Source organism: Pseudomonas sp. (assembly GCF_030150285.1).
Taxonomy (GTDB): domain Bacteria; phylum Pseudomonadota; class Gammaproteobacteria; order Pseudomonadales; family Pseudomonadaceae; genus Aquipseudomonas.
On the sequence record NZ_JASLGE010000007.1, the window covers coordinates 1 to 14,768 of the forward strand.

A 14,768-nucleotide genomic window follows, 5' to 3' on the forward strand; every position below is an offset into this window, starting at 1 on the left:
GCCCGCCGCGTGCGCGAAATCGGCGTGTACTGCGAACTGCACCCGTTCGACATGGACGATGAAGCGATCCGCGAATTCAACCCGCGCGGCATCATCCTTGCCGGCGGCCCCGAGTCGGTCCACGAAGCCAACAGCCCGCGCGCTCCGCAAGCCGTGTTTGACCTGAATGTGCCTGTGCTGGGTATTTGCTACGGCATGCAGACCATGGCCGAGCAGATGGGCGGCAAGGTAGAAGGTTCCGACCTGCGTGAGTTCGGTTATGCCCGCGTGGACGTTGTCGGCAAGAGCCGCCTGCTCGACGGCATCGAAGACCACGTTGACGACGACGGCGTGCTGGGCCTGGACGTGTGGATGAGCCACGGTGACAAGGTCACCCAGATGCCTGGCAACTTCAACATTCTGGCCAGCACCCCAAGCTGCCCGATCGCTGGCATGTACGACGACGTCCGCGGCTACTACGGCGTGCAGTTCCACCCTGAAGTGACCCACACCAAGCAAGGGGGTCGCATCCTGTCCCGCTTCGTGCAGGACATCTGCGGCTGTGAAGCCCTGTGGACGGCGTCCAACATCGTCGAAGACGCCATCGCCCAGGTGCGTGCGCAAGTCGGTTCGGCCAACGTCCTGCTGGGCCTGTCCGGCGGCGTTGACAGCTCGGTGGTTGCCGCGCTGCTGCACCGCGCCATCGGCGACCAGTTGACCTGCGTATTCGTCGACAACGGCCTGCTGCGCCTGCACGAAGGTGACCAGGTGATGGCCATGTTCAAAGAGAACATGGGCGTCAAGGTGATCCGCGCCGACGCTGAAAAGCAGTTCCTGGACAACCTGGCCGGCGAAGCCGACCCTGAGAAGAAGCGCAAGATCATCGGCCGCACCTTCATCGACGTGTTCGATGCCGAAGCCAGCAAGCTGGAGAACATCCAGTTCCTCGCCCAGGGCACCATCTACCCGGACGTGATCGAGTCGGCTGGCGCCAAGAGCGGCAAGGCCCACGTGATCAAGTCGCACCACAACGTCGGTGGCCTGCCGGAGGAAATGAACCTCAAGCTGGTCGAGCCGCTGCGTGAACTGTTCAAGGACGAAGTGCGCAAGATCGGCCTGGAGCTGGGCCTGCCGTACGACATGGTCTACCGCCACCCGTTCCCGGGCCCGGGCCTGGGCGTGCGCATCCTGGGTGAAGTGAAAAAGGAATACGCCGACCTGCTGCGTCGTGCCGACCACATCTTCATCGAAGAACTGCGCAAGGCCGACTGGTACCACAAAGTCAGCCAGGCATTCGTCGTGTTCCAGCCGGTTAAATCGGTGGGTGTTGTAGGCGATGGTCGCCGTTACGCATGGGTAGTGGCCCTGCGTGCCGTAGAAACCATCGACTTCATGACCGCGCGTTGGGCACACCTGCCTTACGAACTGCTTGAAACCGTGAGTGGTCGCATCATCAACGAAATCGACGGCATCTCCCGCGTCACCTACGACGTATCGAGCAAGCCACCGGCAACGATTGAGTGGGAGTGAGGCTGGTTCACAACTATCTGATTTTATTGTAAAAAATAAGAGTTGATAGTGATGTTTACTACGTCATCAAGGGCGTTGTTAATGGCGCGCGTTGTGCGTATGTGAGAAAGCTCTATCGATACCATGTCCCGGATAAGGAATGCTGGCATGGTATCGAGAACGCTTAGCATCGCAGATGTCAGCAATAACTGTTTGCCCATCTCCCCTATGGTGTTGGCGTGTGTTTTGAAGAACTTTACGCGCAACCTTAAACCCGCGCAGATTTCCGGCTAGAAGTTATCAATCGCGTTGCACATCGACACCTTCCCTGCTGGCTGCGGTTGGACCATCGCCCACTGCTTGCCGCCCGCCTCCAATTCATCCAGCTGGAACGAACAGTCCGCCGACATGGTGGCTTGCACCAGGTAGTCCACGCCAGGCCGAGGCACGAAGGTCATGGTCTTGGCACACTGCCGGGAATATTGCAGGCGCCCCAGGTAATGGAACGCGATCGGCTTGTTCGCCGGCACCACCAGCTCCGACGAGACCGCACCGGCCCACGAAAAGATCGGTCCGGGAATGCCGAGGTTTTCGCCGTTATGGTCGGGGAAGCCGGGTTTCGCCGACGCCATCACCCCCGCGCCGGGCACGTTCCAGTCGAGGCAATCACGCTCCGGCACGGCGCGCACCAGGCCGTCGGTGAGCAGGCGGATAAGCGCGGTCTCGCCGCCCTGCGGGGGCACATAGCCGGTGGACAGCGAACGCACGTTCGCCACTTGGCCGCAGCCGCCGAGCGATAGCAGCAGCACGGCGAGGATTACAGGCAACAGTCTCATCAGGAATCGACTCGTAGGGGGACGTTAAGGCTGGCGGCAGTTCTGGTTGACCGACAGATGTGGCGCCGGCTCATAGCTCACGCGCTGCAAACCATCGGCGTCCTGGAACAGGAAGTATTTGACGCGACAGTCCTTGAACATTCCTGAGTAACCCTCCGCCCGGAAGCCTTGGCCATCGACCTGTTTGGTCACGGTATTGTTGCGGCTGACCACCGCGAGCACACTCTGATAGCTGTCGCCCATGTTTACCCCAGGCTCGCCGGTGATCGCGGCCGAGGAGGCGCAACCACCCAGCGCTGTTGCCGCCAGGGCCAATGCGGCACCATACAGTCCGTTGCGTAGATTGTTCATTCCCTGTGTCCTTTTGATGATGGATTAACGGCGGCCGTCGCACACCGGCGATTCTCCAATACGACCGAGCTTGCACATGTCCAAGTTATCTTTGCGTTTGTAGCCTGCGTCTTTCATGCAATAGAAGTTCAGTAACCTCATATCGATTGGCGACCTGTCTCCTGCGCCATCAACATTGGTATATCCGCACGCACGCATCGCAGCAATGATCCCGGTCTGCGATACGCCCTCCTTGTACCATTTTGTGTAATCCGGAGCCGGCGGTTGAAAGCCCCTTCCCGTGCAGCCAACCAGTAACACAGCGCAAAAACTCAGCAACAGGCTCCTCGTGAACATGGCGTTCTTCCTTATGGGTTTGACTCGGATAAGTGTGAGACGCCGTAGGGTGAGTCGCTCTAGAAGGGCTTGCAAGCGGCCCCGCCATCCTCATAGCGGTTATGAACTGTTTGATTGCCGTTAGCGCCTTCCATTGAGGCCAGATATTTTGCCAGAAGAACTTTTTGTTATGTTATCGGTGGGGTGAGGTTCGCTCGCAGTACCTCGATAAACTCCAGCACTAGTTGGGATGGCACTTCATGAGTCGGGTGTAACAACGCTATTTCATAGCGAATCGCTGGGCGAAATGGACGCAGAACCAAGCCACTGGTGAATGGCCGACTCACCACCGGATCAATGATTCCGACCCCCACACCCGCGGCTACAAGTTCGCAGGCGGTGGAGAAGAACTCTGTTTCTGCCACGACGTTCCACGTCGCTCCGTACTCCGAGAATGCCGTGGCTAGTTGCTGGTGGATCGGATCGCCCTTGAACAGGGATACGAACGGCACGCCACTCAGGTCTGCCGGCGTGATGCTGGGCAACATGGCCAAGGGATGACTGGCTGGCATCATGCACTGGCACTCGTAGGAGAACACTTCCATGTTGGCTGTCGGATAGTCGAGCGGCAATTCGGCGATGGCAATATCGAACTGCTGGGTGGCCATCAACTCGCGAACCGATTGCGAGTTGCGACTGATGATCTTCATCTGTAAACCGGGCCGCTGCCTGGCGAACTCGGCCATGATCCTGGGCAGCAAACTGATCGAAACACTCGCATAGGCGGCTACCGCCAGATGCCCCCGCTTGCCTAGACGAATTTCCTGAGCATGCCGTGTGGCCTTCTCCACAGCCTCCAGGGCACGGTTGGCCTCGACATAGAACAGACGTGCTTCAGGTGTTGGCTGCAAGCGCCCGCCCCGGCGCACGAACAGATTGAGGCCGATTTCATGTTCGAGGATGGCAATGGTGCTGCTGATCGCCGGTTGAGAAATACCCAGTAGCTCGGCAGCGCGGGTCATCGTGCCGTGGAGCATAAGGGTGCGGAAGCATTCGAGCTGACGGATTTGCATGAGATGCCTATAGATTTATCTTATAGTCAGGCAAAGTTATATTATTGGTTTTCACATGTCACGGTGTGTTCCTCTAGGTATGCGTTGTTCAAGACCAACAACAAAGGAGCACACACCGTGACTGACACCCCTTCTTACACAGCAGTATCGCGCTTGGCACCACGCCATGGAGTCGCCATAAAGCTGGCCCGCGGCCAAAATATCCGCATCATCAACACCCATGGCCATCAGGTAGTCGATACGTGGGCCTTCGCCCAGGACGACCTGGCCGAATGCATGTCCATGGAGCACAGCCGCGCCTCGCTGCTGCGTCTGATCCCGCGAGTCGGTGATACCTTGCTGAGCAACCGCCGCCAGCCGATGCTGACCCTGACCGAAGACACCACGCCGGGCATTCATGACACCCTGATCGCAGCCTGTGACATCCACCGCTATCGCCAACTGGGCGCGGAGGGTTATCACGACAGTTGCACTGACAACCTGGCCAATGCGCTGGAGGCTATCGGCCTGGCTGCCACCGATACGCCTTGCCCCCTTAACCTGTTTATGAATGTGCCCGTCGACAATGATGGGCGCCTGGCCTTTGCTCCACCGGTCAGTAAAGCCGGCGACCATGTCAGCCTGCGCGCGGAAATGGACCTGATTATTGTGCTTTCCGCCTGCCCGCAGGATATGACGCCGGTCAACGGCATGACGCCAACAGAGTTGCACTACCAGGTTCACTGAGGACCTGGCCACTCTCTGCCTTATCCCTTCTGCTTTCTGCCCTCAACCTGAGCTATCACAAAAAACCAAGCCATGAGGCCACTACCATGATCCAGATACATCGCAAACATCTCGCTATCGCCTTGCTCAGTGCTTGGACTACGTTAAGCGCCTCTTGGGCCAGTGCCGATGATCTGCTCGCGCAGATCCAGGCTAACAAGCTCATCACCATTGCCACGGAGGCGCGCTACGCGCCCTTCGAGTTCGTCGAAGCCGGTAAGATTGTCGGCTACGATATCGACCTGATGAACTATGTTCTGGCCGACATGCCCGACGTAAAACTCAAGCACCTCGACCTGCCATGGCAGGGTGTACTCCCGGGTCTTGATCGTAAGAAGTTCGACTTTGTCGTTAGTGCAGCCACCGTCAACAAAGCCCGTGCCGAGCAATTCGCCTTCACCATCCCGATTGCCGATGCCACGGTGAAACTGCTCAAACGCCAAGACGACAGCTCCATCCAGTCGCTGGACGACCTCAACGGCAAGATCGTTGGCTCGCAGACTGGCTCCGGGCAGATTCTCGCTCTGCAAGCCTTCGATAAGCAGCTCAAGGCAGCAGGAAAACCCGGTCTAAAGGAACTGCGCCAGTACATCGCCTATGACGAAGCCTATGCCGACCTCGCCGCCGGCCGTCTCGACGGTGTAGCCCAAGCCTTGCCAAACATCGGTCCCCTGCTCAAAGCACGTCCCGGTATGTTCGCGACCCTGCCTGATCCATTAGGACCAAAAACCTACTTCGCCTGGGTGGGCCGCAAGGATGCCGAAAGCGCCTCACTGGTGGAATTCTTCAACAACCGTCTTGTGCGCGCCAACCAGGACGGCACCCTGCAGAAGCTGCAACAGAAGTGGTTCGGTTTCACCATGGACCTGCCGACCGAAAGCCCTGAGCCGGAAATCTGAGGTCGCCCCATGAACGAGTTTATTGAACGGCTGATGCTTTATATGCCGGCACTCGGGAATGGTCTGCTGGTCACCTTGGGCCTGTGCCTGGTGGGCATGCTGCTGGGGTTCACGCTGGGGGTCGCATTGTATCTGTGCGGTTCCTGCCGCTCGCCAGCGTTGATCTGGTTTTCCCGTGTCTACGTGAGTTTCTTTCGCGGTACACCGCTGTTGGCTCAATTGCTGCTGTGCTTCTACCTGCCAACCAGCTTGGGCATCGACCTCCCGGGTGTAGTCGCTGCCATTATCGTCCTGTCGCTGAATACTGCGGCTTACCAGTCGCAGATCCTTCGCAGCGGGTTCGAAGCGATCCCCAAGGGCCAACTGGAAGCTGCCGCCGTATTCGGTCTCAGCCGCTGGCAGACCCTGACCCGGGTGCAGATTCCACAGGTGTTGCAGTTGGCGTCCCCAGCGCTGGTATCGGAACTGATCGACGTCATCAAAGCGTCGGCAGTGGTATCGGTCGTAGCCATGACCGATCTCATGCGGGTCAGCCAGCAACTGGTCGCACAAACGTATAGGCCGCTTGAGGTCTACTTGGTGGCAGCCCTGTTCTATCTGGCGCTGACGAGCGTACTCGCGCTGGCTGGCAGAGCTCTGGAGCAATACTGGCAGAGGCGCGCGTAATGGAAGAATTACTGACTTACCTGCCTGACTTCGTGCATGCCCTTTGGGTCACGGTGCAGATCAGTCTGCTCGCCGCCTTGATGGGTGCCATCCTGGGCTTCACCGTCAATGGGTTGCGCGTGGCTTATGCCCCGCTGATCCATCTGTACCGAGTATATATCTGGCTGATTCGCGGCACGCCGTTTCTGGCACAGCTGATGCTGGTGTACTTCGGCTTACCGGCCCTCGGCTTAACCCTGAGCGCGGTGGAGGCGACCATCGTGTCGCTGACCCTCTACAGCTCGGCCTACTTCGCCGAACTGTTGCGCACGGCATGGAACAGCGTGCCGCGCGGCCATGTTGAGGCGGCGCGTGTGCATGGCATCGGCTCCCGGCAGGTGTTCTGGCATATCCAGACACCACAGGCCTTGATGTTCTGCCTGCCACTACTGGGTAACCAGGTGATCCTGACCATCAAGGAAAGCGCTGTGGCCTCAATCATCACCGTACCGGAACTGACCCAGACCGCTGGTGCCATTGTTTCCAATACCTTCTCATATGTCGTGCCTTACGGTTTGCTGGTGATCGCCTACTGGCTGCTCACCCAAACGGTCGGCACCCTGTTCAGCTTGGCCGCTCAGCGCGCCAATCGCACTTTCAGAGGTTGAACATGAATCCGTCTCCGATCATCGAACTGCGGGGCCTGGGTAAATCCTACGGCGAACTTCGGGTCCTCAAGGGAATCGACCTGAACGTGATGCCCGGTGAGATCGTCTCCCTGATCGGCCCGTCCGGGTCGGGCAAGACCACGGCCCTGCGCTGCATGAACTTTCTTGAAGCCTATGACGAAGGCGAGGTGCTGATCCACGGGCGCCTGCTTGGCTATAAAAATAGCGGCCGTCGCCTCAAGGACCGCCAGAACGCCGCACAACTGGCTGAAGTCCGTCGCCCGCTGGCCATGGTATTCCAGCAGTTTAATCTGTGGCCGCACATGAGCGTTCTGGGTAATGTGATGGCCCCACTGCTACTTGGTAAACGCATGACCAAGGCCGAGGCGCAGACATTGGCCGAACAGGCTTTGCAGCGCGTGGGCATGAGCCACAAGCTGGATGCCTATCCGGGTCGACTTTCCGGCGGCCAGCAGCAGCGCGTCGGCATTGCCCGAGCCCTGGCGATCCAACCCGAACTGCTGCTACTCGACGAGCCGACCTCGGCTCTTGATCCGGAGTTAGTGGAAGAAGTCCTCCAGGTCATCCAGTCCTTGGCTCAATCCGGCATGACCATGGTGATGGTGACCCACGAAATGAGTTTCGCGCAAAAAATCTCCACACAGGTCGTGTTTATGGAAGCGGGTCAGGTTGTAGAACGCGGCGCCCCTGCGCAGTTGTTCACCCAACCGTCGACAGAACGTCTGAATCAATTTCTCAAACCCTGGCTCAACCGTGGCACAGCGGCTGCCTGACCAAGGTACGCGATGGAGTATGACTCACTATGAGCACCTTGCTGGATGAGGCCTATCGCTTGGGCGAAGGCCTTAGCGACCCACTTCAACTGACCCGCCAAGCACTTGCTGCCGCGGCCTCGTCGGAGCATGTTTTTACCGCCCTGTGCGAGGAACGGGCCCTGCGCCAAGCTGAGGCATCGATGGCGCGTCGCCTGCGTGGGCAACCCCTGAGCCCATTCGACGGCATTCCCTACGCTGTCAAGGATCTGGTGGATATCGCAAACATGCCGACCAGTGCCGGCTCGAAACTATGGGCCTGCAAACCGCTCGCTTCAGGCGATGCACCGGTGATCGCCGCGCTCAGTTCACTGGGGATGATCCCCATCGGCAAGACCAATCTCAGCGAGTTTGCCTATTCCGGTCTGGGTCTGAACCCGCACTTCGGCACCCCGGTGGCGGATTTTTCTATCCATGAACCGCGCGCTCCTGGCGGCTCCTCGTCAGGTTCGGCAATTGCCGTGCAACGCGGCATCGTCAGCGTTGCATTGGGTACCGACACCGCTGGCTCGGTGCGCATTCCCGCTGCGTTCAATGGGCTGGTGGGTTACCGCGCATCCTGCGCCCGCTATCCCTTGTCAGGCGTGCGAGCACTGGCGCAAACGCTCGATACACTGGGCCCTATCGCCAATACCGTAGCCGACTGCGTTGCCTTCGACGGTGCCTTGCGTGGCATCCTTACCACTGCGCCCATACCTCTAGGCCTGACCGGCGTTCACTTCGTCGTGGAGGAAACTATTCTGCTGGACCCACTCCTGCAACCCGCCGTTCGCGACAACCTGCTGTCGCGCATGGAGTGTCTGCGTGCCGCGGGTGCGGTAGTCGAGACTCGGCCACTGGAATCCGTTGCCCGTACGCGTCAATTGATCGCCGAACAGGGTTGGCTGGGCGCGGTGGAGGCCTGGAGAAACTACGGGGCATCTGTCGAAGGGCCATACAGTGCGCAAATTGATCCTCGCGTGCGACAACGCCTACTCGCCTCAGCAGCGATAGGCGAACGTGAAGCGCTGTTGCGACAGGGCCGTGAGCAGCTGATGGCGGAGTTAGCGCATGAACTGGGCAACTGCGTGTTGGTCATGCCTACCGTTTGGCATGTCGCGCCGCCCCTGGCAGCGCTGGAGCAGGACGATGCGCACTTCGCCCTCACCAACCTGCAGACGCTGAACCTGACCATGATTGGCAGCCTGCTGGACATGCCCGGGGTTGCCATCCCAACGGGGAGCGATGCACAGAGGCTACCAACCTCGATGCTGCTCTCGATGTCGCAGGGCAGGGACGATACTCTGCTATCCATTTGTCTGGCAGTCGAGAACGCCTGTGGATCGATATCAACTGATTGAACAGAGCGCTAGGTTCTGTTCGAAGTTCGCCGAAATTCAGCTGACTTTGCACGTATCTTGGCTAAAAGGCGGCGCAGCACGTTCAAACCATTCAGCCTTCCGGGGCACCGTGATAAGGCGCACCGTTGTCTCCTAGAGGTGGGACCTAACAGTCGTAAGTCCCATCGAGTCAGACTGGGGGGGGGCGAGCAGGCTTGAGTCGCGGGTTTGAACAAGCGGTTCAGGACGCTGGTACATGAGATTCGTGGGCTTCGACCGGGACCACGACAGGTTTTGACGTACTCCAAAAGGTGAGCGCGGCGAAGGTACCGGCGCACACCAATATTAAGCCGCACAGTCCGATCATGAGGCGACGCTGTTCGCGACGCAGGCGTGTTTCGCCAAGGCTCTGTTCGTTCCGCAGGGCATGTACTTCGGCTTGGCGCTCAGCTCTTTCCTGCTGTCGCTCGCTGCGTTCGTTAAGTAGCGTTTGGTTCTGTTCGGCCAGCACTTCGTGCAGTTCTGATAGCTGGCGCTCCAGATTGTGGTGATTCTCGTCCCGCCGCTGCGCCTGGAAGGCTAGGTCGGCATCGAGCCGTTCTGTCTGGCTGGTGGCTTCGCGGCGTTGGTCGTCGAGTGCTGCGAGCAGATCTTGCTCGGCAGCCGTGAGGCGTTGCTCCACGGTGTTCGCTTGCTCTTCCAGAACCTCTCGGAGCAACTGCTGCTGTTCGTCCAGAACGTGCTGCACCTGCTGCATGCGATCGTCGAAGTCTGCCAGCAGGCGATCCCGAGTTTCCATCACTTCTTTGGCGATGCTAATGAGCATCTCGCCGTGTTCGTCGGTCAGTCCCTGGACTTTCAGCAGGTCGGTGACGTATTGGCGCAAGCCTGCGGCTTGGTGCTTGATCACGGTTTGGTGCTGCTCGAGGCGCTTGTTCTGTCGTGCCAGTTCCTCGGCCTTGGCATCCAGGGTCTTTTGCTGCTCGGCCAGTTGCCCCTGCTGCTCGGTCAGTTGCTGCGCCTGCAGCGAGCTGATTACCATCAATTGGGCAAGGGTCTTGGAGAGTTCCGCCTGCACTTCCTGGGCGTCGAGTTGGGCGTTCGTCAGTTCGTCGCGATTGAACAGGCGGCCGAAGAAGCTACGCTGCTCGTGTTCGTCACGCACCTCCTTGAAATCGTCCAGGCGCTTGAAGGTACTGTGGAACTTCTTGTACACCTCGGCGATGTCGATCTGAGCAAGCAGGTCGTCGCTTGGGACGGTGCGGGCGAGTTGGGCGATGACCTTGGACATCCTTTATATTTCCTTCCTGAACTGCTGAAGCAACGAACCGAGGCGTTCGTTGAACTGTTTTTTGCTATCGATGGCCTGGGACAGCGCGGCGATAGTCGTAGCCTGCTCTTGCACGGTGCCTTGCGCCTGTTTCACCGATGCGCGTGCGGCCTCGGTTGCCAGGTCGAAGCTCCCGGCAATGCGTTGATTAAGCTGGGCCATCACCCGGTAGCGCGCCGACAGCCGCAATTGCAGCTCTAGCTGTTCGATCATCCGCTCGCCCAGTTCGGCGGTGGCTTGCAGGGTATCGATCTGTGCGTTGATGAAGTCGGTGCCCTTGTCCAGCATCCAGTCGATCAGCGAGTCGATGGCGTACATCAGCAGGGCGTTGGCGAGGCCGGTCATCAAACCGGTTAGCACGGGGGCGATCATCCCGGCCAGCGGTGCGAGCACTGGGATGCCAATGAGGAAGGTATTCACCGATTGCTCCAGGAGCATGCCGGCACCCAGGGTGAGCAGGCCTGCCAGGCTCTTGCTGACCGCGCGCATGACCTCTGTGCCGGACATCTCCTTGGGCGGCCAGAGCAGCAGTTTGAGTGCCTTGAGCAACTCTTGCATGCCTTCACGGATAATCGTTACGACTTTGGCTGAGGTGGTAATGAGGTTGTTGATCAGGAACGTCAGCAGGTTGCCCATCAGGCCCTGTAGGCCACCCTCGAAAAAGGCTTCGAAAGCCGCCTTGAACTTACCCTGAACGCGCTTTAGCACACGCTCCACCGCTGCTACCACGCGGTCGAGCAGGGGCTGTTGGTCGTTGCGCTGGCTGACCACCTTATGCACCTCGACGAAGCTGCCGTTGACCACTTCGAATAACAACACGCCCATTGCCCGGCGCAGGCCGGTCTTGCCGAATTCCTTCGCGCCCGTGAGGCCTAGCGCCTTGCCGTGGTAGAGCAGGCGGTCCTTTGTGTCGGGCTGATGTTGGTCGATGGCGGCGCGGGCTTTGTCGATCAGCGGCTTGGTGATGGATTCGTCGTAACCGTTTTCAGCAGAGAGCGCAGTCTCTGCGGCGGTATCGCTCTTTTCCCGGTTATTTTCAAAGGTGGTGAAATGCAGGTTGTCTTCTTCAGAGGCCAGTTTTTTACGTTGCTCTGGGGTCAGCATCCAGCCGCCTTCCTTATGCGTCTGCTTCAGGGGAATGGTGTGGTCCAGCTCGGCGTTCATCACCAGCTTGCCATTAGACTTGGCGGTTCGCTTGGTCTGTGCCTTTTTATGGGTATAGGCGTCGACAAAGGTCTGGGAGTTCATTGTGCCGGCTTTCACCGCATCGTTCTTCTTCTTCGTTTTCGCGGCGGAGTAGTCATAGTCGGCTTTGCGGTCGTAATGTTCTGAGGTCTTGGCGTAGATGTCCTGGTTGGCATTGTGCTGGGTGGTCACGTTGCCGCCTTTCTTGTCCGAGAACATCGCCGGGGTCAGGCCGAAGGGACCGACCACCTGTTGCAGGGCTTCTTCGCGGCAGCAGTCGAGCAGTTCCTGGAGGCGCTTGTCCTTGAGTGTTTCGCGTTCGGAGCGAGCGCCGCCTGGTACCTGCAACTGGCGCTGGTCGGCATCGACAACGGAACTGAGCAGGGCGTCAAGATTGGCGGTGAGCAGCCGATCCACTTGCAGCGTCGGTCGGGAGTTCATCGAACATTCCTTGTCGAAAGGAGCCTGCGTGGCAGGGAAAAAGGGCTTGAGTGCCGCTATTAGGCCACTATTGATTGCTCAGGCACAAGCCGCAGACGTCAAGGCCTCTAGGTCTCTGGATGTCAGAACTGCCGCACCATTCAGACGCTGCGCGCACCCTACCCATCGCAGCCGTCGCCCTTGGCCAGCCCGAGGGGCTGCACTGCGTTTTGGCGTTGTATCATCGGCGGCCGTCGCACACGGGCGATTCGCCAATGCGGCCGAGTTTGCACAGGTCGAGGTTATCGCGGCGGGAGAACCCTGTGTCTTTCATGCAGTAGAACCGGGTCAGCACCACATCAATCGGTGAGGTGTCGCCCACGCCATCCAGGTTGGTATAGCCGCACGCGCGCATGGCGTTGTCGACGCCCGATTGGGTGACTCCTTTTTTGTACCACTGAGTGTAGTCCCCTGGCGGCGGTTGAAAGCCTCTGCCTGTGCAGCCAACCAGTATCACCGCGCAAAATATCAGCAGCAGGCTCCTTGTGGGCATGGCGTTATTCCTTATGGTTTGACTCGGATGGATGCTTCAGCAGCCTACAGGGTTCTTCCACTCGGTACAGGGCTGTACACCGTCCTTCTTTTAGACCGTTCAGCGAACGAATGAAAGCGTGCCTGGCGCTTCCATTGGCAATCACGTTCGCGCGGTTCATGACCGGCCGCGGCAGCCCTGAGCCGGGTGGTCTGTCTTCAGATCCGGTGGGGCCACGGGTTTGAATGACCGTCAAGCCCGTGTGACGGTCTGCACCCTTGGCGCTGCGCTGGGTGCTCATGGCCTGGCGCAGGGAAATGCCCTGAAGCCATGGCACGAGCAGTTGGCCGTATTACCTTCGCGGGCTCATCCCGCCATGTCCGCTTTGCGATCCTCCAGGCCTGCCGCATGCCGGGCCACTCGCCAGCCAAAAACGATGGCTGGGCCCAAGGTTGTGCCCGGGCCTGGGTAGGTGCCGCGAAAGATGGAGGCCAAGTCATTGCCGCACGCATATAGCCCCTCGATCACCTGGCCCTGGGTGTCGAGTACCTGGCCGTGGGCGTTGCCGCTCAAGCCTGCGCTGCAAGCCAGGTCGGCCGGTTGTACGGTGACGGCGTAGTAGGGGCCTTCGCCAAGCGGGCGCACGCAGGGGTTGGGCGTTTGCTGCGGGTCGCCGTTGTGGCGGTTCATGATGCTGCTGCCACGGTTGAACGCCGGGTCGTCTCCCCGCGCAGCCGCAGCGTTGTAGGTGCTGACCGTGTTCGCAAGCCCTTGGGCATCGACCTTGAGCGTGCGGGCAAGCTCGGCCAGGGTGCGGCCTTTGACCAGGTAGCCGGCCTTAACGAAGCCCGCGATGTTGATGGCGCTGCGCAGCGGCATCACCAGGCCCAGGCCATAGCGGCGCAAGAACGCTTCATCGCAGATCAGGTGGGCGGTGGGGCTGCCATCGGCGAGCATGCCCATGACAAAGTCGTGGTAGGAGTCCGACTCATTGACGAAGCGCAACCCACGGCTGTTGACCGCAATCAGCCCGGGTTTGGCGCGGTCCAGCAGGATGTGGGGCCACACGGCCTGATAGCCGTTTTTATCTCTGCGAATCGAGCAGGGCATCCACAAACCGGGGCTATCGTGGCCATTGTCGAGTTGGGCGTTGGCCTGTAGCGCGCGGTCGATGCCGTCGCCGGTGTGGGTCAGGGGGGCCAGTGACAGGGGGTGGGCCGCCGCCGGAAACAACTGTTTGCGCAGGGTAGGGTGACGGGTCACGCCACCAGTGGCCAATACCACGCCACGGCGTGCGCGAATGCGCTGGGGCTGGCCATTGTGCAGCACCACGGCTCCCACCACCTTGCCGTCTTCCAGCACCAGTTCGTGCAAGGGCGTTTCAAAGCGAACCGGCACATTGCGCTGGCGCAGGCTGTAGAACAACCGGGCGACCAAGGCGTTGCCCATCACCAGGTGGGTGCCTCGGGCGTAACTCAGGCGGTCGATGCCATAACGCCCGACCACGCCCAAGGTGCGGGTGAGGTTCTTCACCGAGGCAAAGGGAGACAGCAGCGCATCGAGGTCGGCGCGCGGCACCATCATGCCGCCCAGGCCCATGAACTCTGGGCGTGGTGGGCGCACGCGGTCAAAGTCCTTGCCCAGCAGCCTGCCGTCGAATGCGAGGGGTGCCAGGGCCCGGCCACCGAACGCGGCACCTGGGCCGCTGACGTAGTCAGGGTGGGCGGCGGCCGCTACGAATTTTACTTCGCTGATGCGTTCCAATTCATCGATAGCCTGCGGCCCGCTTGCGAGAAAAGCCTGGCGCAAGTCTTCACCGCCTCGCTCACCGACCACCGCCTTGAGGAAGGTCGCGGCGTCTGCCACGGTGTCAGGCACGCCGGCGCGCTGGCTCTGAGAGGTGCCCGGCACCCAGGTGGTGCCGCCCGAGGTGGCGCTGATGCCGCCCACGACGGCGGTCTTTTCGCACAGCAGCACGTCCAGCCCATGGTGGCTGGCCATCAATGCGCTGGTCATGCCTGCGGTCCCCGCGCCGAACACCAACAGGTCGACTTCCTGGTCCCAGTGCGAGCGCAAGGGTGTGACGGTATTCATAATGAGTTTTCCTTG

Annotated in this window: 15 protein-coding genes; 7 read left to right on the top strand and 8 right to left on the bottom strand. The window is 59.9% G+C overall.

All coding sequences use genetic code 11. The features are described 5' to 3' along the window. The coding region (gene guaA / locus Q1W15_RS00830; RefSeq protein ID WP_300719615.1) for a glutamine-hydrolyzing GMP synthase at positions 1-1,509 on the top strand (1,509 nt) is incomplete at its 5' end. A 269-nt stretch (positions 1,510-1,778) separates the two neighbouring features. Here the strand turns inward: guaA and Q1W15_RS00835 are convergent. From Q1W15_RS00835 to Q1W15_RS00850, 4 genes are all read right to left on the bottom strand, one after another. Then, positions 1,779-2,324 (bottom strand): hypothetical protein, encoded by a 546-nt coding sequence (locus tag Q1W15_RS00835; protein ID WP_300719617.1) that lies wholly within the window; start codon positions 2,322-2,324, stop codon positions 1,779-1,781. A gap of 24 nt (positions 2,325-2,348) precedes the next feature. After that, complete coding sequence (locus Q1W15_RS00840; RefSeq protein WP_300719619.1) at positions 2,349-2,675, bottom strand: hypothetical protein; 327 nt, start codon at positions 2,673-2,675, stop codon at positions 2,349-2,351. A 24-nt stretch (positions 2,676-2,699) separates the two neighbouring features. Next, positions 2,700-3,011 (bottom strand): hypothetical protein, encoded by a 312-nt coding sequence (locus Q1W15_RS00845; RefSeq protein ID WP_300719621.1) that lies wholly within the window; start codon positions 3,009-3,011, stop codon positions 2,700-2,702. Between the two features lie 167 nt (positions 3,012-3,178). Continuing rightward, positions 3,179-4,063 carry a LysR family transcriptional regulator gene (locus Q1W15_RS00850; protein ID WP_300719623.1) on the bottom strand — a complete coding sequence of 295 codons (885 nt, stop codon included), beginning with the start codon at positions 4,061-4,063 and terminating at the stop codon, positions 3,179-3,181. A 117-nt stretch (positions 4,064-4,180) separates the two neighbouring features. Here Q1W15_RS00850 and Q1W15_RS00855 point away from each other — a divergent pair, with 117 nt between their 5' ends. The 6 genes from Q1W15_RS00855 (at position 4,181) to Q1W15_RS00880 (ending at position 9,213) form a co-directional block, all read left to right on the top strand. Further along, complete coding sequence (locus Q1W15_RS00855) at positions 4,181-4,789, top strand: urea carboxylase-associated family protein (protein ID WP_300719625.1); 609 nt, start codon at positions 4,181-4,183, stop codon at positions 4,787-4,789. Between the two features lie 86 nt (positions 4,790-4,875). Beyond that, entirely contained in the window at positions 4,876-5,727 is an 852-nt protein-coding gene (locus Q1W15_RS00860; RefSeq protein WP_300719627.1) for a transporter substrate-binding domain-containing protein, read from the top strand. A 9-nt stretch (positions 5,728-5,736) separates the two neighbouring features. Beyond that, a complete protein-coding gene (locus Q1W15_RS00865; RefSeq protein WP_300719629.1) occupies positions 5,737-6,393 on the top strand; it encodes an amino acid ABC transporter permease in 657 nt (218 codons plus the stop codon). Continuing rightward, positions 6,393-7,040, top strand: coding sequence for an amino acid ABC transporter permease (locus Q1W15_RS00870; protein WP_300719631.1), 648 nt, complete (start codon positions 6,393-6,395; stop codon positions 7,038-7,040). Before Q1W15_RS00865 ends, Q1W15_RS00870 begins: the two co-directional genes overlap by 1 nt. A 2-nt stretch (positions 7,041-7,042) precedes the next feature. After that, positions 7,043-7,834: an amino acid ABC transporter ATP-binding protein gene (locus Q1W15_RS00875; RefSeq protein ID WP_300719633.1), complete on the top strand. Its 792-nt coding sequence runs from the start codon at positions 7,043-7,045 to the stop codon at positions 7,832-7,834. A 29-nt stretch (positions 7,835-7,863) separates the two neighbouring features. After that, entirely contained in the window at positions 7,864-9,213 is a 1,350-nt protein-coding gene (locus Q1W15_RS00880; protein ID WP_300719635.1) for an amidase family protein, read from the top strand. A gap of 220 nt (positions 9,214-9,433) precedes the next feature. Here the strand turns inward: Q1W15_RS00880 and Q1W15_RS00885 are convergent, their stop codons facing one another. The 4 genes from Q1W15_RS00885 to Q1W15_RS00900 form a co-directional block, all read right to left on the bottom strand. After that, positions 9,434-10,483, bottom strand: coding sequence for a hypothetical protein (locus Q1W15_RS00885; RefSeq protein WP_300719636.1), 1,050 nt, complete (start codon positions 10,481-10,483; stop codon positions 9,434-9,436). A 3-nt stretch (positions 10,484-10,486) separates the two neighbouring features. After that, positions 10,487-12,148, bottom strand: a complete 1,662-nt coding sequence (locus tag Q1W15_RS00890) for a hypothetical protein (protein ID WP_300719638.1) — start codon at positions 12,146-12,148, stop codon at positions 10,487-10,489. Positions 12,149-12,368: 220 nt separating this feature from the next. Then, positions 12,369-12,680 (bottom strand): hypothetical protein, encoded by a 312-nt coding sequence (locus tag Q1W15_RS00895; RefSeq protein ID WP_300719640.1) that lies wholly within the window; start codon positions 12,678-12,680, stop codon positions 12,369-12,371. A 345-nt stretch (positions 12,681-13,025) separates the two neighbouring features. Next, positions 13,026-14,753 carry an FAD-dependent oxidoreductase gene (locus Q1W15_RS00900; protein ID WP_300719642.1) on the bottom strand — a complete coding sequence of 576 codons (1,728 nt, stop codon included), beginning with the start codon at positions 14,751-14,753 and terminating at the stop codon, positions 13,026-13,028. Positions 14,754-14,768 lie beyond the last annotated feature (15 nt).